The 18,386-nt window shown below is 71.9% G+C and carries 17 protein-coding genes; 13 read left to right on the top strand and 4 right to left on the bottom strand.

The window, feature by feature from the left end:
- Nucleotides 1-221: 221 nt before the first annotated feature.
- Nucleotides 222-887, bottom strand: coding sequence for a FadR/GntR family transcriptional regulator (locus ACIHEI_RS19255; protein WP_387646035.1), 666 nt, complete (start codon nt 885-887; stop codon nt 222-224).
- 77 nt (nt 888-964) lie between these two features.
- Here ACIHEI_RS19255 and ACIHEI_RS19250 point away from each other — a divergent pair, with 77 nt between their 5' ends.
- The 3 genes from ACIHEI_RS19250 (at nt 965) to ACIHEI_RS19240 (ending at nt 3,028) form a co-directional block, all read left to right on the top strand.
- Nucleotides 965-2,257 carry an MFS transporter gene (locus ACIHEI_RS19250; protein WP_387646033.1) on the top strand — a complete coding sequence of 431 codons (1,293 nt, stop codon included), beginning with the start codon at nt 965-967 and terminating at the stop codon, nt 2,255-2,257.
- 10 nt (nt 2,258-2,267) lie between these two features.
- Nucleotides 2,268-2,390 (top strand): SGM_5486 family transporter-associated protein, encoded by a 123-nt coding sequence (locus tag ACIHEI_RS19245; protein WP_387646030.1) that lies wholly within the window; start codon nt 2,268-2,270, stop codon nt 2,388-2,390.
- Between the two features lie 110 nt (nt 2,391-2,500).
- Complete coding sequence (locus ACIHEI_RS19240) at nt 2,501-3,028, top strand: SixA phosphatase family protein (RefSeq protein ID WP_396607456.1); 528 nt, start codon at nt 2,501-2,503, stop codon at nt 3,026-3,028.
- Between the two features lie 53 nt (nt 3,029-3,081).
- Here ACIHEI_RS19240 and serB read toward each other — a convergent pair whose 3' ends face one another.
- The gene (gene serB / locus ACIHEI_RS19235) at nt 3,082-4,344 is read right to left on the bottom strand and encodes a phosphoserine phosphatase SerB (RefSeq protein ID WP_387646027.1); all 1,263 of its coding nucleotides are present in this window, start codon (nt 4,342-4,344) and stop codon (nt 3,082-3,084) included.
- A 167-nt stretch (nt 4,345-4,511) separates the two neighbouring features.
- Between serB and ACIHEI_RS19230 the strand changes: the two genes are divergently transcribed.
- The 3 genes from ACIHEI_RS19230 (at nt 4,512) to ACIHEI_RS19220 (ending at nt 9,203) form a co-directional block, all read left to right on the top strand.
- Nucleotides 4,512-7,319: an FHA domain-containing protein gene (locus ACIHEI_RS19230; protein ID WP_396607455.1), complete on the top strand. Its 2,808-nt coding sequence runs from the start codon at nt 4,512-4,514 to the stop codon at nt 7,317-7,319.
- 107 nt (nt 7,320-7,426) lie between these two features.
- Nucleotides 7,427-8,566 (top strand): GAF domain-containing sensor histidine kinase, encoded by a 1,140-nt coding sequence (locus ACIHEI_RS19225; protein WP_396607454.1) that lies wholly within the window; start codon nt 7,427-7,429, stop codon nt 8,564-8,566.
- Nucleotides 8,559-9,203: a response regulator gene (locus ACIHEI_RS19220; protein ID WP_387646019.1), complete on the top strand. Its 645-nt coding sequence runs from the start codon at nt 8,559-8,561 to the stop codon at nt 9,201-9,203. The genes ACIHEI_RS19225 and ACIHEI_RS19220 overlap by 8 nt, the downstream gene beginning before the upstream one ends.
- A gap of 8 nt (nt 9,204-9,211) precedes the next feature.
- Here the strand turns inward: ACIHEI_RS19220 and ACIHEI_RS19215 are convergent, their stop codons facing one another.
- On the bottom strand, nt 9,212-10,009 hold the full coding sequence (locus tag ACIHEI_RS19215; protein ID WP_396607453.1) for a hypothetical protein: 798 nt from the start codon (nt 10,007-10,009) through the stop codon (nt 9,212-9,214).
- Between the two features lie 132 nt (nt 10,010-10,141).
- Here ACIHEI_RS19215 and ACIHEI_RS19210 point away from each other — a divergent pair, with 132 nt between their 5' ends.
- The 6 genes from ACIHEI_RS19210 to ACIHEI_RS19185 all read left to right on the top strand — a co-directional run bounded on the left by ACIHEI_RS19210 (nt 10,142) and on the right by ACIHEI_RS19185 (nt 15,828).
- Nucleotides 10,142-10,933: an ABC transporter ATP-binding protein gene (locus ACIHEI_RS19210; RefSeq protein WP_396607452.1), complete on the top strand. Its 792-nt coding sequence runs from the start codon at nt 10,142-10,144 to the stop codon at nt 10,931-10,933.
- Nucleotides 10,934-11,054: 121 nt separating this feature from the next.
- Nucleotides 11,055-11,468: an NfeD family protein gene (locus ACIHEI_RS19205; protein ID WP_380342548.1), complete on the top strand. Its 414-nt coding sequence runs from the start codon at nt 11,055-11,057 to the stop codon at nt 11,466-11,468.
- A gap of 10 nt (nt 11,469-11,478) precedes the next feature.
- Entirely contained in the window at nt 11,479-12,504 is a 1,026-nt protein-coding gene (locus ACIHEI_RS19200; protein ID WP_396607451.1) for an SPFH domain-containing protein, read from the top strand.
- Between the two features lie 150 nt (nt 12,505-12,654).
- Entirely contained in the window at nt 12,655-13,419 is a 765-nt protein-coding gene (locus ACIHEI_RS19195; protein ID WP_396607450.1) for a sulfite exporter TauE/SafE family protein, read from the top strand.
- Nucleotides 13,420-13,467: 48 nt separating this feature from the next.
- Nucleotides 13,468-13,764 (top strand): 4a-hydroxytetrahydrobiopterin dehydratase, encoded by a 297-nt coding sequence (locus ACIHEI_RS19190; protein ID WP_380486166.1) that lies wholly within the window; start codon nt 13,468-13,470, stop codon nt 13,762-13,764.
- Nucleotides 13,765-13,863: 99 nt separating this feature from the next.
- A complete protein-coding gene (locus ACIHEI_RS19185; RefSeq protein WP_396607449.1) occupies nt 13,864-15,828 on the top strand; it encodes a PQQ-binding-like beta-propeller repeat protein in 1,965 nt (654 codons plus the stop codon).
- 73 nt (nt 15,829-15,901) lie between these two features.
- Here the strand turns inward: ACIHEI_RS19185 and ACIHEI_RS19180 are convergent, their stop codons facing one another.
- On the bottom strand, nt 15,902-16,411 hold the full coding sequence (locus tag ACIHEI_RS19180; protein WP_387646002.1) for an HNH endonuclease: 510 nt from the start codon (nt 16,409-16,411) through the stop codon (nt 15,902-15,904).
- Between the two features lie 216 nt (nt 16,412-16,627).
- On the opposite strand from ACIHEI_RS19180, the gene tyrS reads away from it, so the two are divergent.
- A complete protein-coding gene (gene tyrS, locus ACIHEI_RS19175) occupies nt 16,628-17,893 on the top strand; it encodes a tyrosine--tRNA ligase (RefSeq protein WP_387863023.1) in 1,266 nt (421 codons plus the stop codon).
- The last annotated feature ends 493 nt before the right edge of the window (nt 17,894-18,386 follow it).

Here is an 18,386-nt window from a genome sequence, read left to right as displayed (position 1 = left end):
GTAAGCACAACCAGGGGCTCGGGGAACTGCGAGGGCGAGCTGCTGGTGGTCAGGGATATCGGTAGGTCGTGACTGCTACCGGTAAAAGACGGGACCCGAAACGACGGGACCTTCCACGCCCCGTTGATCACCAGCAGACTCGGCCCCGCCGTTCCCCGGGCCCCTGTTGTGGCTCCCGCCGTTCCCCGCGCAGCTGTTGTGGCTCCCGCCGTTTCCAGGGCTCAGCTCTTGCATCTGCCAATCGCCCGGCCCGCCGCCTCGGCGGCCTTTTCCGCGTCGCCGGACCTGATCGCGTCCAGGATGTCCGAGTGCGAGACCCAGCGGTGGGGGAGCAGGTCGGGGCCGACGTCGTGGCGGAGGTGGGCGAGCAGGACCTCGCCGAGGTCGGCGTAGATCGCGGCGAGGACGTCGTTGTGGGCGGCGGCCACCACCGCGTGGTGGAAGGCGGCGTCGGCCTGGATGAAGTCCTCGGGGATGCCGGCGTGCCAGGCGGCGTCGCGGCGGGCCAGGGCGGCGTCGAGGAGTTCGAGGTCGCGGGCGGTGCGGCGGGTCGCGGCGAAGCCGGCGGCGGAGGTTTCCAGGGTGGCGCGGAGTTCGGCGACCTGGCTCTGGTCGGCGTCGGCGAACCGGCGGTGCATCACGCCGGCGAGTTCGCTGGTGGCGAGGACGTAGGTGCCGGAGCCCTGGCGGATGTCGACCAGCCCGTTGTGGGCGAGGGCGCGGACGGCTTCGCGGATGGTGTTGCGGGCGACGCCGAGCTGGTCGACGAGTTCCGCCTCGGTCGGGATGCGTGATCCCACCGGCCATTCGCCGGAGGTGATCTGGGCCCGGAGTTGGGCGATCACCTGGTCGGAGAGCGGGGTGCGGCGAGTGGTCGACAGCGCCAAGGTCGGGCTCCTTCTGTGGTTTACGTCATCAGGATACCGGGGCGACTTAAGTCATCCCATGATTCTATGATTACGCCATGTCTACCGCAGCAGACCCCTCAGCGACCGGAACCGAGAACCCTCGACCAGCCCCAACGTCCAGCGCCACCGTCACCGCCGCCGGCCCCCCGTCGGTGGTTCGCAACGGCGGAGCCGTCCTGCTCGCCGTCGGTGTGGCCGCCGCCGCCGTCAACCTGCGTCCCGTGGTGACCAGCCTCGGCGCGCTGCTCGACCCGGTCCGCGAGGGCCTCGGGATGAGCGCCACGGTGGCCGGCCTGCTCGCCGCGGTGCCGCCGCTGTGTTTCGCGCTGCTGGGCTTCGCCGCTCCGGGTCTGGCCCGCCGGCTGGGCCCGATCACCGTGGTGACGGCCGCGATGGGCGCCATCGCGGCCGGTGTGCTGGCCCGTTCGTTCACCGGTTCCACCGCGGTGTTCCTGCTGCTCACCGCGCTGGCGCTGGCCGGAGTGGCGCTGGCCAACGTGCTGCTGCCGGTGGTGATCAAGCGGTACTTCCCGGACCGGGTCGGTCCGATGATCGGCCTGTACTCGATGGCGCTGTCGGTCGGCACCTCGCTGGCCGCCGCCACCACCGTCCCGCTGGCCCACGCGCTCGGCGGCTCCTGGCGGCTCGGCCTCGGCGTCTGGGCGCTGCCCGCCGTGCTGGCCCTGGCGCTGTGGCTGGTCGTGCTGTTCGTCCGCCGGGACAAGGGCACTGCGGTGGCCCCCGCCGCGCAGGCCCACACCCGGCTGCCGATCCTGCGCAGCGGCACCGCCTGGGCGCTGGGCGCGTTCTTCGGCCTCCAGTCCACCAGCGCGTACAGCACGATGGGCTTCCTGCCGAAGATCTACCACGACGCCGGCGTCTCGGAGTCCGCGGCCGGTGTGCTGCTGGCGGTGGTGATGGCGATCAGCGTGCCGGTCTCGTTCGTGCTGCCCAACCTGGCCGCCCGGGGCGGCGACCAGCGGATGTACGTGGTGGTGCTCGGCCTGTGCGGCATCGCGGGCTACCTGGGCCTGATGCTGGCCGCCGGGACGGTGCCGTGGCTGTGGGCGATCCTGGTCGGCCTGTCGATGTGCGCGTTCCCGCTGGCACTGACCATGCTCGGCCTGCGCGCCCGCACCCCGGGCGGGGTGGCGCAGCTGTCGGCGTTCGCGCAGAGCCTGGGCTACCTGATCTGCATCCCGGGCCCGATCCTGATGGGCGCCCTGTACGAGAACACCGGCGAGTGGTACCTGCCGCTGGGCCTGCTGGCGCTGCTGCTGGTGCCGCAGATCCTGGTCGGCGTGCGCGCCGCCCGGGCCCGGCACATCGAGGACGAGGTGGTCGGTTAGGCTCGGCGACATGCCAGTTCTCGAACCGAATCCCCAGGGCGGCCAGAAGAAGCTGCTGCAGATGCTCGGCCTGATCGCCGCCATCGTGGTGGTGATCTCGATCGTCGCGTCGATCGCCTCGAACATGGGCTGATCCGACAGGTGCCCGCCGTCCGTGCCGGACCGGTGGAGCTGCCACCCGCAGGGGTGGCAGCTTTCCCGACCCCGCGCCCGGGCGGCGGTTTTCTGCGAAGCTCTAGGGGTATGAGCGCCGACACTCCTCGTAGGATCATCGTTCTTCGTCATGCCCGGGCCGACTGGCCCAACCAGGTCGACGACCACGACCGCCCGCTGGCCGACCGCGGGCGCGGCCAGGCCTCCGAGGCCGGCCGCTGGCTCGCCGACTCCGGCGTCAACCCCGACCACGTCCTGTGCTCCACCGCGCTGCGCACCCGGGAGACCTGGAAGCTGGTCGCCCACGAGCTGCCCAAGCGGTCCCGGAAGACGGTCTACGAGGACCGCGTGTACGAGGCCCAGCCCGGAAAGCTGATCGAGGTGATCCAGGAGACCCCGGAGGAGCACAGCGACCTGCTGCTGGTCGGCCACAACCCCGGCGTGCTGGGCCTGACCCAGGTGCTGGCAGGCGACGAGGGCGACGCCGAGGAACTCAACCGGATGCGGTTGAACGGATTCCCGCCCGCCGCGGTGGCGGTGCTCAGCTTCGACGGCCCATGGAAGCTGGTCGAGCCCGGCGTGGCCCGGCTCGAGTCGTACTTCATGCCACAGGACTGAAGGCAGACCGAAGGGGCGGGGTCCGCGGACCCCGCCCCTTCGGTATCGGTCGATCAGTCCCCGGTGGGCGCGCCGTCCAGCTCGTCGGCCGCCTCGACCTCCTCGCGGGTGACGCCCAGCAGGTACAGCACGGTGTCCAGGAACGGCACGTTCACGGCGGTGTCGGCCTGCTCGCGGACCACCGGCTTGGCGTTGAACGCCACGCCCAGGCCCGCCGCGTTCAGCATGTCCAGGTCGTTGGCGCCGTCGCCGATCGCCACCGTCTGCTCCAGCGGCACCCCGGCCTGCTCGGCGAACCGGGCCAGCCAGCGGGCCTTGCCGGCCCGGTCGACGATCTCGCCGGTGACCCGGCCGGTGAACTTGCCGTCCACCACCTCCAGGGTGTTGGCGGCCGCGAAGTCCAGGCCCAGACGGTCCACCAGGTGCTCGGTGACCTGGGTGAAGCCGCCGGAGACGATCGCCACCTGGTAGCCGAGCCGCTTCAGGGTGCGGATCAGGGTCCGGGCACCCGGGGTGAGCCGGACCTCCGAGCGGACCTTCTCGGTGACGGCCGCGTCCAGGCCCGCCAGCAGCGCCACCCGGGCCCGCAGCGACTCGGCGAAGTCCAGCTCGCCGCGCATCGCCTGCGCCGTCACCTCGGCGACCTGCGCCTCGCAGCCCGCGTGGGCGGCGAACAGCTCGATCACCTCGTCCTGGATCAGCGTGGAGTCGACGTCCATCACCACCAGGCGCTTGGCCCGCCGGTGCAGCCCCGAGCGGACCACCGCGATGTCCACCCGCTGCACGGCGGCCTCCGCCGCCAGCACCGCGCGCAGCTCCTCGGTGGGCACGCCGGAGATGGTCAGCTCCACCGCCGTCACCGGGTACTTGGCCAGGCGGAACACCCGGTCGATGTTGCCGCCGGCCTCCGAGACCCGGGCCGACAGCGCCGCCACCGCGGCCGCGGTCAGCGGGTGGCCGAGCACCGTGACGTGCGAACGGCCCTCGCGGCGCGGACGGTTGTCGCCGGTGCCGGAAATGATCTCGGCCTGAAGCCGGTGCTCCTCCGCCCAGCGGTGCACCGTCACCCGCAGGTCGCCCTCGGCACCCGCCGCGGGCGGGGGAGTGACCAGCGCGCACAGCGTTATCCGGCCACGCGTGACCACCTGCTCGATGTCGATCACCTCGACCCCGAAACCGGCGAGCTGGGTGAACAGGCCCGCGGTGATGCCGGGGCGGTCCTTGCCGAACACCTTGACCAGCAGCGTTCGCTCGGTGTCGGTGCTCACGGGCGGCGCGGCGGAAGGGGCCTGAGCGGCCGGATCTGTTGCGTTCATGGTGCCCCCCACGCTACCCGGAGCGTCCCCGCGCGAGCCGCCCGCGTCCGGGTCGTGGGACACCCGGCGGACACCCCAGCAGGTCCGCGAGCGGTAGCCGGGCGGTCACAGAACCGTGTACCGGGTTTCGGACAGACCGACCCGGCTGGAATGATTCCCCCCGTCAGATGCAACATCCTGGGGGACCGGAGAGCGGGGCGGGCGGAGAGTTGCCGCAACTCGTACTAGAAATCGACGGCCGGCAGCGGGTACTCGAACCCGGCCGTGCCTACACCATCGGGCGTGACCCGGCGTCGGACTTCCTGTTCGACGACGCCAGGGTCTCCTGGCGGCACGCCACCATCAGCTTCGACGGGGCGAGCTGGCAGTTCACCGACCACGGCTCGACCAACGGCACCTTCGTGGCCGGCGCCCGGGTCGAGCAGAGCGCCCTGCACCCCGGCACCGTGGTGCACCTCGGCAACGGGCAGAACGGCCCCCGGCTGGCCTTCACCGCTCCCGCCGCCGCGCCCGCGCAGCCCGGACCGCTGCACGAGGCCGTCACCAGCCGGGCCCCCGGGCCGCAGGCGCAGCCGCCGTACCAGCAGCAGCCCGTCGGCCAGCCGCCGGTCGGTCAGCCGCCGGTCGGACCCGGCCCGGCCGCCCGGCCCGGCCAGTGGCAGCAGCCGGCCGAGCAGCCGATCCCGCAGGGCTGGGACGCACCCACCCCGCGGCCCGGCTTCCCGCAGCAGCAGAGCTTCCCGCCGCCGCAGCAGCAGGCCCCTCACCCGCAGCAGGGCTTCCCGCAGCAACAGGGCTTCCCGCCGCAGCAGCAGCCCGTCCCGCAGCCGCCGTTCCCGCACCAGCAGCAGGCCGCGCAGCAGCAGTTCCCGCCGCCGCAGCAGTTCCAGCAGCCGCAGCCGCCCGTGCAGCAGCACCCGGCGGCCCCGCAGCAGGCCGGGCCGGCCGGCGGGCTCGGCAACCCGACCATGGTCCGCAGCCTGAGCGGCGGGCGGACCATCCGGATCGGCCGCGCCCTCGACAACGACATCGTGGTCTCCGACCTCCAGGTCTCCCGGCACCACGCGGAACTGCGCCAACTGCCGGACAGCCGCTGGGAGATCGTCGACCTCGGCAGCCACAACGGGATCTTCCTGAACGGCCAGCCGACCCGTCGCCAGCTGATGGGCCCGCAGGACCGGCTGACCGTCGGCCACTCCTCCTTCGTGCTGGTCGGCGACCAGCTGCAGGAGTTCGTCGACAACGGCGCCGTCACCTTCTCCGCCCACCACCTGACCGTCGAGGTCGACTTCAAGGGCGGCAAGAAGACCCTGCTCGGCGACGTCTCGTTCTCCGTCCCGGAGAAGTCCCTGGTCGCGGTGATCGGCCCGTCCGGCTCCGGCAAGTCCACCCTGCTGCGCGCCCTCACCGGCTACCGGCCCGCCGACCGCGGCGACGTGCTGTACGACGGCCGCAACCTGTACCGGCAGTTCGCCGAACTGCGCTCCCGGATCGGCCTGGTGCCGCAGTCCGAGATCCTGCACAAGGAACTCACCGTCCGCACCGCCCTCAAGTACGCGGCCCGGCTGCGCTTCCCCGGCGACACCGAGGCCGCCGAGCGCGACCGCCGGATCGACGAGGTGCTGTACGAACTGCGCCTCGACAAGCGCGCCGACAACCGCATCACCGCTCTCTCCGGCGGCCAGCAGAAGCGCGTCTCGGTGGCGCTGGAGCTGCTCACCAAGCCCTCGCTGATCTTCCTGGACGAGCCGACCTCCGGCCTCGACCCGGGCATGGACCGCGAGGTCATGCAGACCCTGCGCGGCCTCGCCGACGACGGCCGCACCGTCCTGGTCGTCACCCACTCGGTGGCCGAACTCGCGCTCTGCGACCGCCTGTTGGTGATGGCCCCCGGCGGCTCGGTGGCCTACTTCGGCCCGCCCGCGGAGGCCCTGCACTTCTTCGGCTACGAGACCTGGGCCGACGTCTTCCAGGCGTTCGAGAACTTCCCCGACCACGACTGGGCCGGCCGCTACCGCAACTCGGTGCACCACCAGAAGTACTCGGCCAACGTGGACGCCGCCGTCACCCAGGCCCAGCCCAACGCGCTCACCCAGCTGCGCCCGCCCAAGGCGCAGAGCTGGGGCTCGCAGCTGTGGACGCTGATCCGCCGCTACCTGGCGGTGATCGCCTCCGACAAGGGCTTCATCGCGCTGTCACTGATCCTGCCACTGGTACTCGGCGCGGTCTCCGCGGTGATCCCCGACAAGTGCGGCCTGGCGCCGTGCAACAACGCGGCCGGCCGCAACGACGTCGCCCGCCTGATCCTGATGGTCGTCGCGTTCTCCGCCTGCCTGTCCGGCTCGGCGAACTCGGTCCGCGAACTCATCAAGGAACGCGCGATCTACGAACGGGAACGCGCCACCGGCCTGTCCCGGTCCGCGTACCTGGCCTCGAAGTTCATCGTGCTCGGCGCGATCAGCTTCCTGCAGGGCGGCATCATCTCCGCGATCGCGTTCAAGGTCCGCAAGCTCCCCGCCGAGGGCCTGGTCTTCAAGCACCTCCCCGCGGTCGAGATGTCCATCGGCGTGATCCTGCTCAGCTTCACCTCGATGATGGTCGGCCTGGCGATCTCCTCGCTGGTCAAGACCTCCGAGAAGACCATGCCGCTGCTGGTCATGTTCGCCATCGTCCAGATGGTCTTCACCGGCGCGATCTTCCAGCTGTTCGACAAGCCCGGCCTGGAGCAGCTCGGCTGGCTGATGCCCGCCCGCTGGGGCGTCGCCGCCAGCGGCAACACGCTCGACCTCGCCCACATCTCACCCGTGGTCGTGGCCAAGCCCCCGGAGACCGCCCCGCTCGACAAGCTCTGGGACCACTCCGCCGGCATCATGTTCCTCAACTGGACCGTCATGATCCTCATCTCGGTCGGCCTGGCCTTCGCCATCCAGCGCTTCCAGAAGCGCCACGAGCCCGAGGTCATGCAGAAGGGCTGACCACTCGCACGTCGCGCACAAGGGCCGGGGAAGCACGTTTCCCCGGCCCTTCGACGTAGGTCCCCCGCCCGAGGCGTAGGCCGTGAGCGCGGCGGTAGCGTGGCGCCATGGAGAGTCCCGGGTGCGATCCCTCGCTGGAGGGGATCGAGGCGGTCAGTGCGGCCGTGCTGGCGATGAGCCGACCGCTCGAGGTGCGCGAGGTGCTGCGCCGGATCACCGCCTCGGCGCGCACCCTGCTGGGCGCCGAGTACGCCGCGCTCGGCGTGCCGGACGACCACGGCGGGTTCGCGCAGTTCGTGGTCGACGGCGTCAGCGACGAGACGTGGCGGGCGATCGGCCCGCTGCCGCGTCAGCACGGCGTGCTCGCCTCGATGCTGCACGACCGCGAACCCACCCGGCTGAAGGACGTCCGCACCGCGCCCGCGTTCGGCGGCTGGCCGGAGGCCCACCCGGCCATGACGGACTTCCTCGGCATGCCGATCATGGACGGGGACGAGGTGGCCGGCGCCCTGTTCCTGGCCAACAAGCCCGGCGGCTTCACCGAGCACGACGAGGCGCTGCTGCGGATCCTGGTCGCCCACGCCGCGCTCGCCCTCGGCAACGCCCGGCTGTACGAACGCAGCCGCGAACTCACGCTGTCCGGCGAACGCGCCAGGATCGCCCACGACCTGCACGACGCCGTCTCGCAGAAGCTCTTCTCGCTGCGCCTCACCGCCCGTGCCGCTGCCAAACTCGTCGACCGCGCCCCGGCCCGGGCCCGCGACCACCTCGCCGAGGTCGCCCGGCTGGCCGCCGAGGCCGCCGACGAACTCCGCGCCGTGGTGATCGAGTTGCGCCCCGCCGCGCTGGAGGAGGACGGCCTGGTCGCCACCCTCGCCTCGCAGATCCAGGTGCTCGACCGGGCGCACAGCGCCACCGTGAACTTCACCGCCACCGGCGTGCGCGCGCTGCCGGCCGGTCAGGAGTCGGCGGTGCTGCGGGTCGCCCAGGAGGCGCTGCACAACGCGCTGCGGCACGCCCAGGCGAAGACCGTCACCGTGACCCTGACCGGCACCCCCGGTCGCGGCGTCCGGCTGACGGTCGCCGACGACGGCCGCGGCTTCGATCCCGAATCCGTTCGCCGGGCCGGCCGCCACCTGGGCCTGGTGTCGATGCGTGACCGGGCCGCTGCGGTCGGCGGCCGACTGTCCTTGGAGTCCGCCCCTGGCCGGGGCACCCTGGTCGAACTGGAGGTCCCCGGTGCCTGACACCACGTCACCGATCCGCGTCCTGCTGGTGGACGACCACCAGGTGGTCCGGCGCGGTCTGCGCACCTTCCTGGAGGTGCAGGACGACATCGAGGTGGTCGGCGAGGCCGCCGACGGTGCGGAAGCCGTCGAACGGGCCGGCGAGCTCGCCCCCGACGTGGTGCTGATGGACGTCAAGATGCCCCGGGTGGACGGCATCGAGGCACTGCGGCTGCTGCGCGAACAGGACAACCCCGCCAAGGTGCTGATCGTCACCAGCTTCACCGAGCACCGCACCATGGTCCCCGCCCTGCGGGCCGGCGCGGCCGGCTACGTGTACAAGGACGTCGACCCGGAGGCGCTGGCCGGGGCGATCCGCTCGGTGCACGCCGGCCACGTCCTGCTCCAGCCCGAACTCGCCGCCGCGCTGCTCGTCGAGGACGTCCCCGCGCCCGCGCAGGGCCGCGGCGGCAGCCTCACCGACCGCGAGCGCGAGGTGCTCTCGCACCTCGCCGACGGCCGCTCCAACCGGGAGATCGCCCGCGCGCTCCACCTGTCCGAGAAGACCGTGAAGACCCACGTCAGCAACATCCTGATGAAGCTGGACGTCGCCGACCGCACCCAGGCCGCGCTCTGGGCGGTGCGCAACCAGGGCTGAGGACCCGCTCAGCCCCGTTCGTCCACGATCGCGTTGTACGCCGCGACCTGGGCCCGCCTGGCGGTGCGGTCCAGCGGGGCGAGGATCTCCCGGCGGGCCGTCATCTCGGAGGCGGAGACGGCCGCGCCGTGGCCGCCCGCGGCGATCCCCAGCAGCGCCGACACCTGCCGGGCCGACTCCAGCACCCGCACCGCGCGCTGCGGGTAGCCCGGCGCGAGCAGCTTCTGGTGGCCGCGGCGGCGGAACCCCTCCAGGGCGCGCAGCGTCTGCGGCCCGGCCCCGGCCACGTCCAGCCGGGTCAGCATGACGGTGGCCTGCCGCAGGCCGTCCTGGAGTTCGCGCTCCGCCTCGTCCAGCGAGGGCACGTCCGCGGGCAGCGCGTCGTTGACCGGCAGGCACTGCCACAGCACCCGCACGCCCTGGTCGCCCTCCGGGCCGTACACCTCGACCTCCGGCACCAGCCCGTACGGGACGCCCACCGCGAGGACGGCCTCCTGGGCGCCCATCGCCAGCGCGTTGAAGGCCGGCGGCCCGGTCAGCCCGAGCGGGTGCCCGGCCACCGGCAGCGCCAGCCGCAGGCCCTTCGCGCCCAGCACGCGCAGCTTCCCCAGCGCCCAGGTGAGGCCGTGCAGCGAGTCCGGCGGTTCGCCGGGAAGGCCGGTCACCCGGTGGGCGTCGTCGTCGCCCTGGACGGCGGTGGCGGCGTCGTCGGGGGAGCAGGCACCGGCCAGCAGCGCGTTGCCCCAGGCGGTGAGTCGTCCCGAACGAGGCTCTTGGTACGGATTGTCGGCAGGAGTCGCGAGCATCGGACCAGCCTACGGACAACCGGGCGGGGCGGGTGGCGTAGGTTTGGCCTGACACAGGTTGGACCGCACCCCGAGGACCTTCGCGCAGGTTCCACGGACGGCCGGATTCTTGCATTTGGGGAAGGCGTAGGCATGAGCGACGTGCTGGAGCTGGTGGACGTTTCCGTGGTCCGGGAGGGGCGCGCACTCGTCGATCACGTGTCCTGGACGGTCAAGGAGGGCGAGCGCTGGGTGGTGCTCGGCCCCAACGGCGCGGGCAAGACGACGCTGCTCCAGATCGCCGGCGCCTACCTGTTCCCGAGCTCGGGCCAGGCCGTCGTGCTCGGCGAGAAGCTCGACCAGATCGACGTGTTCGAGCAGCGCGCCCGGATCGGTCTGGCCAGCGCCGCCATGTTCGACAAGCTGCCGGGCAACCAGACCGTGCTGGAGTCGGTGCTGACCGCCGCCTGGGGCCTGACCGTGCACGGCAAGGAGACCTACGAGAAGCCCGACGAGGCCCGCGCCCTTGCGCTGCTCGACCGGCTCGGCATGGCCGGCTTCACCGACCGCAAGTTCGGCACCCTCTCCGAGGGCGAGCGCAAGCGCACCCTGATCGCCCGCGCCCTGATGACCGACCCCGAACTGCTGCTGCTGGACGAGCCCGCCGCCGGCCTCGACCTCGGCGGCCGCGAGGACCTGGTGCGCCGCCTCGCCGCGCTCGCCCAGGACGAGTTCGCGCCGTCCATGGTGATGGTCACCCACCACGTGGAGGAGATCGTCCCCGGCATGACCCACGTGCTGATGATCCGTCAAGGCAAGATCATGACGGCCGGGCCGATCGGGACCACCCTCACCGCCCGCAACCTCTCGCACTGCTTCGGCCTGCCGCTGACCCTGGAGCAGCGCGGCGACCGCTGGACCGCGCAGGGCCTGCCGCTCGGCTGACGGCCGGATCCGCTACGCAAGGGGAACCGGTCGCACACCTGGCCGGTTTCCGCACCCCCAGCTGCGGGAAGCTACGCCTGAAGAGGTCGAACTTCCCTAGGATGGACGCGTGGACGGCTGGATCTGGTGGCTGCTGCTCGCAGTGGGCCTGGGCATTCCGCTGGTGGCGACCGCGATGCCCGAATTCGCCATGTTCGCGGTCGGCGCCGGGGCGGCCGCCCTGACGGCCGGCCTGGGCGGCGGTGTGGTCCCGCAGTTCCTGGTGTTCGTCGGAGTGTCGGCGGCGCTTCTGGTGTTCGTACGCCCGATCGCCTACCGCCAGCTGAAGCAGGGCCCGGGCTATCGCACGGGCGTGGAGGCGCTGACGGGCGCCACCGCAGTCGTACAGGAAACAGTCGACGGAGGGGAGGGCGGCCGGATCAAGCTCAACGGCGAGATCTGGTCCGCCCGGGCGCTCCACCCGGGCTCGGTCTTCGAGCCCGGCCAGCAGGTCGACGTCGTCGAAATCCAGGGCGCGACCGCCCTGGTCGTCTAGGGGAGAAGCGTTGGAACCCGTCCTCATCGTGCTGATCGTCCTGGTCGTGGTGGCCTTCATCGCCCTGATCAAGACGATCCAGGTGATTCCGCAGGCCAGCGCCGCGATCGTGGAGCGCTTCGGCCGTTACACCCGCACCCTCAGCGCCGGCCTGAACATCGTGGTGCCGTTCATCGACACCATCCGCAACCGGATCGACCTGCGTGAACAGGTCGTCCCGTTCCCGCCGCAGCCGGTCATCACCTCGGACAACCTGGTCGTCAACATCGACACCGTCATCTACTACCAGGTGACCGACCCGCGGGCCGCGACCTACGAGGTGGCCAGCTACATCCAGGCCATCGAGCAGCTCACCGTCACCACGCTGCGCAACATCATCGGCTCCATGGACCTGGAGTCCACCCTGACCTCCCGCGAGGTCATCAACGCCGGTCTGCGCGGCGTCCTCGACGAGGCCACCGGCCGCTGGGGCATCCGGGTCAACCGGGTCGAGCTCAAGGCCATCGAGCCGCCGACCTCCATCCAGGACTCGATGGAGAAGCAGATGCGCGCCGACCGTGACAAGCGCGCCGCCATCCTCACCGCCGAAGGCGCCCGGCAGGCCCAGATCCTGCGCGCCGAAGGTGAGAAGCAGGCCGCCGTCCTCCAGGCCGAAGGTGAGGCCCAGGCCGCGGTGCTGAAGGCCGACGGTGAGGCCGCCGCGATCCGAACGGTCTTCGAGGCCATCCACGAGGGCGACGCCGACCAGAAGCTGCTCGCCTACCAGTACCTGCAGACCCTGCCCGAGCTCGCCAAGGGCGACGCCAACAAGCTGTGGATCATCCCCAGCGAGGTCGGCGACGCGCTCAAGGGCCTCGGCGGCGCGTTCCAGGGCGCCACCGGCGGCGGCAAGGGAGGCCCCGAGGCCACCGCCGTCACCCCGGCCGCCGCCCGCGTCCCCGTCGACCCGGCCAGCGCCCCGCGCCCCGTGGACACCGACAAGACGCTCCGCCCCCGGGTCGAGCCCACCCGCGAGTACCCGAAGTTCGACGAGTAGTCAGCCGCGCTCCGCAGGCCCCGCCCGATCCAACGGGCGGGGCCTGCGCGCGTGTTGGGGCCGGATCGCGATTCGGACACCCTCTGGCGGAACGCCGAACCGCTCCGGCATGATCAACCGGCCCGACAGCAGCCAACGAGGGGAAAGCGGATGACACTGTGGGAGGCGCTCGCCGTCCTGCTCGCCGGAACCGCCGCCGGCACCATCAACGCCATCGTCGGCTCCGGCACCCTGATCACCTTCCCCGTGCTGCTCGCCATCGGCCTGCCACCCGTCACCGCCAACGTCTCCAACACCCTCGGCCTCGCCCCCGGCTCGCTCGCCGGCGCGATCGGCTACCGCGCCGAACTCGCCGGCCAGGGCCGCCGCCTGCTCCGCTACGGCGCCGCCTCGCTGACCGGCGGACTCATCGGCGCAGCGCTGCTGATCGTGGCCCCCGGCGCCTTCGACGCCGTCGTCCCCGTGCTCATCCTCACCGCCCTCGTCCTGGTCGTCCTGCAACCCCGGGTCGCCCGCGCGATGGCCGCCCGCCGCGCCGCCGGCACCCTGCCGCCCGCCACCGACGGCGGACCACTGCTGCTCCTGCTGATCGCCCTCACCGGCGTCTACGGCGGCTACTTCGGCGCCGCCCAGGGCGTCCTGCTGCTCGCCCTGATGGGCATGCTGCTCCCCGACACCCTGCAGACGATCAACGGCATCAAGAACGTCCTCGCGCTGATCGTCAACGGCGTCGCCGCGATCTTCTTCGTCCTCACCTCCACCGTCGACTGGACCGCCGCCGGCCTGATCGCCGTCGGCTCCACCCTCGGCGGCATGCTCGGCGCCAAGGTCGGCCGCCGCCTCCCGCCGGTCGCGCTGCGCACCCTGATCGTCCTGGTCGGACTCACCGCCGTCACCAAGCTGCTGTTCTTCTGAGCTCCCCCTAGGCTCGGCCCGACAGCCACTTGGACGGAGATTCGCACTATGAGCCGCACCCGCCTCAGCGAGGACCAGATCACCGCCGCCCTCGCCGACCTTCCGCACTGGACCCGCACCGGCGAGGCCCTCACCCGCACCGCCGAGACCGCGAGCTTCCCCACCGCGATCAAGGTCGTCGACGCCGTCGCCGAGCAGGCCGAGGCGCTCGACCACCACCCCGACATCGACATCCGCTGGCGCACCCTCACCTTCGTCCTCAGCACCCACAGCGCGGGCGGCCTGACCGGCCTCGACTTCACCCTCGCCCACCTGATCGACCAGGCCCTCGACACCACCTCCTGACCCACCGTCCCGTCCCCGGGCAAAGCCCCGGCCAAAACCCGTCCGCCGGGCGTGAGATGCTGGCTGCTTGCCAGACCGCAGTCGGGACGGACGGAACGCATGGCTCAGGAACCCTCCACGACCCCCGGGTACGACCAGCAGCAGCCCTGGTACCCGCAGCCGCAGCCGTCCTACGGCGAGCAGCAGGCGTACGGGCAGCAGCCGGTCCACGGCGAGCAGCCGGCCTACACCGAGCAGCAGCAGGCCTACGGCGGCTACCCGCAGCCCGGGGGACAGCTGGACGCGGCCGCCCAGGAGCAGCTCTACGGCCGGCCCGACCAGGCGTACCAGCCGCAGGGCTACGACCAGGCGTACGGCCAGCAGGGCTACCCCGAGGGCTACGTCGACCAGCAGACGTACGGTCAGCAGCAGCTCTACGCAGGGCAGCAGCAGGACTTCGGCGGCTACCAGCAGCCCGGCGTGTACGCCGACCCGGCCGCCCAGCAGCCCGGCGCCTACGGTGACCCGGCCGACCCGTTCACGCAGCAGGAGACTCCGGCGCCGGGCGCGTTCGACGAACCCGCCGCCGAGCGCGGTCCGGTCGCCGCCAGCGACTACCCGCAGACCAGCGCCGCCGACCCGTTCGCTCCCGGCGCCGACGGCACGTCAACTCCGCCGATGCACGCAGCCGATGACGCCGAGCCGCCGGCCGGCGGACTGGCCTCCCGGGCCCGCGCCGCCGTCACCGCCGGCCCGGGCGCGCCCAGCAAGCGCGGCCTCGCCATCCGGATAGGCGCCGGCGTCGCCGCGCTCGCCGTGCTGGCCACCGCGGCCGTGCTGGCCACCTCCGACAGCGACAGCGGCAAGTCCGGCGCCGGCAAGGGCACCCAGGGCACCACCCAGAACATCGCGGTCGCCCACACCAAGGCCTGGACCGCCAACACCGATCCGGCCGCCGCCGGAGCCCAGGGCGCCGACGACACCCTGGTCGGCAGCTGGCTGCTCGCCGACGCCGTGGTCCGCGCCGACGCCACCGGCGTGCACGCCTACAACCTCGCCGACGGCAAGCCCACCTGGACGCTCGCCCCGCCCGCCGACGGAGCCGTCCCCTGCGGACTGTCCCCGAGCGTCAACTCCGGCGGCATCGGCGCCGTGGTCTACCGACCCGCCGCCGACCCGAAGAGCCCGTGCAGTACCGCCGCCGCCGTCGACACCAAGGCCGGGAAGATCACCTGGTCCAAGACGCTGTCCGACGCCAAGGAGAAGTACGCCGCCCACGTCGCCGTCACCGACGACAAGGTGATCGCGGTCGGCTACGACAAGGCCGCCGCCTGGGCCGCCAACGACGGCTCCGAAGCCTGGCAGTACACCGGCCAGGGCAAGTTCTGCACCCTCTCCGGCAGCGCCGGCCCCACCACCGTCCTGCTGCACAGCCGCTGCGCCGACTCCACCCCCGGTGACCAGGCCGTCGCGCTGAACGTCTCCGACGGCAAGGTGAAGTACTGGCGGGGCCTCAACAACCAGCCCACGACCGTCACCGTGCTCTCCGCCGAGCCCGCCGTGGTGCTCACCACCGGCAGCCAGCCCGCCGACGACCGGGTCTTCGCCTGGGGCGCCAACGGCGACCCCGGCGTCGAGATCCAGCTCGGCGTCGAGGGCGGCGGCCGCCTGGACGTCGCCCGCGGCAGCTTCGCCGCCGTCCCCGGCGTCCACTTCCAGGGCAGCACCATGTTCGCCGCGGTCGTCCCCGACGGCGGTGGCAACCCCACCGCGATCACCGCCTACGACCTCGGCACCGGCAAGCAGCAGTGGCGCACCCCCATCGCCGAGAAGGGCAAGGCGCACCCCGCCGGCGTCGACAACAGCGGCCTGCTGGTCGCCGTGGACGAGCGCGCCGACCAGCCCGCCCACCTCAGCCGCTTCGCGGTGGCCGGCGGCCAGGAGACCCAGGGCGGCGCCTTCCCGCAGGGCACCGGCTCGCTGCTCTCGGCGGGCCGGGTGTTCACCACCTCCGGGCACGTGGTCGCCGTTCCCGAGCACGCCGCCAACTTCGGTATCGCGACCGGCTTCACCAGCAAGAGCTGACCCGCAGCCGGTCTTTCGCCCGCATGCCGACGGGCCCGACCTGTCCCCTGATCAGGTCGGGCCCGTCGGCATTTCACGCGCCCGCAGGCAGCCAGGCGGCCAGCTCTCCGAGCTCACCCGCCCGCAGCCCGAGCGCGAGCATCAACGTCGCCTCCGGCGTCGGTTCGAACGGCCGCCGCAGCAGCCGCATCCCTGCCTGCTCCGGCGTCCGGTCCGCCTTGTGCTGGTTGTCCTCCGCGCAGGCCGCCACGGTGTTCAGCCAGCTGTCCGCACCGCCGCGCGACCGGGGCACCAGGTGGTCCACGGTGGTGGCCCGCCGCCCGCAGTACGCGCACCGGTGCTGGTCCCGCGCCAGCACACCCCGCCTCGACCACGGAGCCTGTTGTCGGAACGGCACCCGCACGTACCTGGTCAGCCGGATCACCCGCGGCACCGGCACCTGAACCCCCGAGCCGCGCACCACCCGCAGTGGATGGGCCTGCTCGACCACCGCCTTGTCCTGCAGGACCAGCACCACCGCACGGCGCAGTGGCACCGTGGTCAGCGGTTCGTAGCTCGCGTTCAGGACAAGGGTGTTGCGCATGACGGGCCACCTCCGGTGCTCGCGGCCGCCGGTCGGCGGTGGCACAACTGTGGCCGCCCGCCACGTCTCGAACAACGGAATTTCCGTCCCGCCCGGTGACCTGTCCCCGAACCTCCGGGTCACGACCGCGTAGGCTCTACCCCGCTGGAACTGTCCAGGCGCGCAGCCCACCAGGGCCGCACCGCGCCGGACCCACGACCGAAGGAGACGCGGACCGTGACCGACATCGTCGACGAGCTCCAGTGGCGAGGGCTGATCGCCCTGTCCACTGACGAGGACGCACTGCGCAAGGCGTTCGCGGACGGCCCGGTCACGTTCTATTGCGGCTTCGACCCGACCGCGCCCAGCCTGCACCTCGGCAACCTGGTCCAGATCCTGACCATGCGCCGCATCCAGCAGGCCGGAAACCTCCCGCTCGGCCTGGTCGGCGGCGCCACCGGCCTGATCGGCGACCCCAAGCCCACCGCCGAGCGCGTCCTCAACGACCCCGAGACGGTGGCCGGCTGGGTCGAGCGCCTGCGCGGCCAGATCTCCCGCTTCCTCGACTTCGAGGGCCAGTACGCCGCGCGCATGGTCAACAACCTGGACTGGACGTCCGGCATGTCGGCGATCAGCCTGCTGCGCGACGTCGGCAAGTACTTCCGGGTCAACAACATGATCGCCAAGGAAGCGGTGGCCCGCCGCCTCAACTCCGACGCGGGCATCAGCTACACCGAGTTCAGCTACCAGATCCTGCAGGGCATGGACTACCTGGAGCTCAACCGCCGCTACGGCTGCACCCTGCAGACCGGCGGCAGCGACCAGTGGGGCAACCTCACCGCCGGCACCGACCTGATCCGCAAGGCCGAGAGCCGCTCCGTGCACGCCCTCGCCACCCCGCTGATCACCAAGGCCGACGGCACCAAGTTCGGCAAGACCGAGTCCGGCACGGTCTGGCTCGACCCCGAACTCACCACCCCCTACGCCTTCTACCAGTTCTGGCTGAACGCGGACGACCGGGACGTCGCCAAGTTCCTGCGCATCTTCTCCTTCCGCTCCCGCGAGGAGATCGAGCAGCTGGAACGCGACACCGCAGAACGCCCCGCCGCCCGCCTCGCCCAGCGCGCCCTCGCCGAGGAACTCACCACCCTCGTCCACGGCGCCGAGCAGTACGAGCGCGCCGTGGCCGCCTCCAAGGCCCTGTTCGGCCAGGGCGACCTCGCCGACCTCGAACCCGCCACCCTGGCCGCCGCCCTCGCCGAGGTCCCCAAGGCCACCGTCACCGAACTGGGCCAGCTCGTCGACCTCCTGGTCGAATCCGGCCTGGCCCCCAGCCGCTCCGGTGCCCGCCGCACCATCAAGGAAGGCGGCGCCTACCTCAACAACGCCAAGGTCACCGACGAGGAGGCCGTCGCCACCACCGACGACCTGCTGCACGGCCGCTGGCTGGTCCTCCGCCGCGGAAAGCGGAACCTGGCCGCGGTCGAACTGGCCGGCGCCTGAGCGCTCCGCGGCAGGTGCTCTCCGGCTCCTTCGAGTAGTCGGATGGCCTGAAACAGACCGCAGTTGACCTGTGGCGCACACTTCGAGGGGCCGGATCCAGCCAGATCCGGCCCCTCGAGGTTTGACTCGTCCGTCCTAGTGACCTAACGTAGTCCGAGTCGCCTGAACCGGACGTGACCGGGAGGCGGCCCCCCAAACCCTCGCTGAGCGACCCGTCGCGCGCCCATTCGAAAATTCGAGTGGAAATGCGGAACGAATAACTCTGCTAGAGTTCGGGAGCGCCGAAAGGCAAAAGCGAATCGGATCGAATGAAACTCCGGAAAACGGGGCGGAAAACATCTGATAAGCTGGAAACACGAAAGAACGAAGTGCCCGGAGGGTCGGTCGGAAGGCCGCCTGAAGGAAGTGTCCGTTCCTTGAGAACTCAACAGCGTGCCAAAAGTCAACGCCAGATATGTTGACATCCCCGGCCAGCCGGTATCGGTTGGTTGGA

The sequence above is a fragment of the Kitasatospora sp. NPDC051984 genome, assembly GCF_044593455.1.
Classification (GTDB): Bacteria; Actinomycetota; Actinomycetes; order Streptomycetales; family Streptomycetaceae; genus Kitasatospora.
Note: the sequence above shows the minus strand (reverse complement) of the source record. Positions and strands in the feature narration are given on the sequence as shown.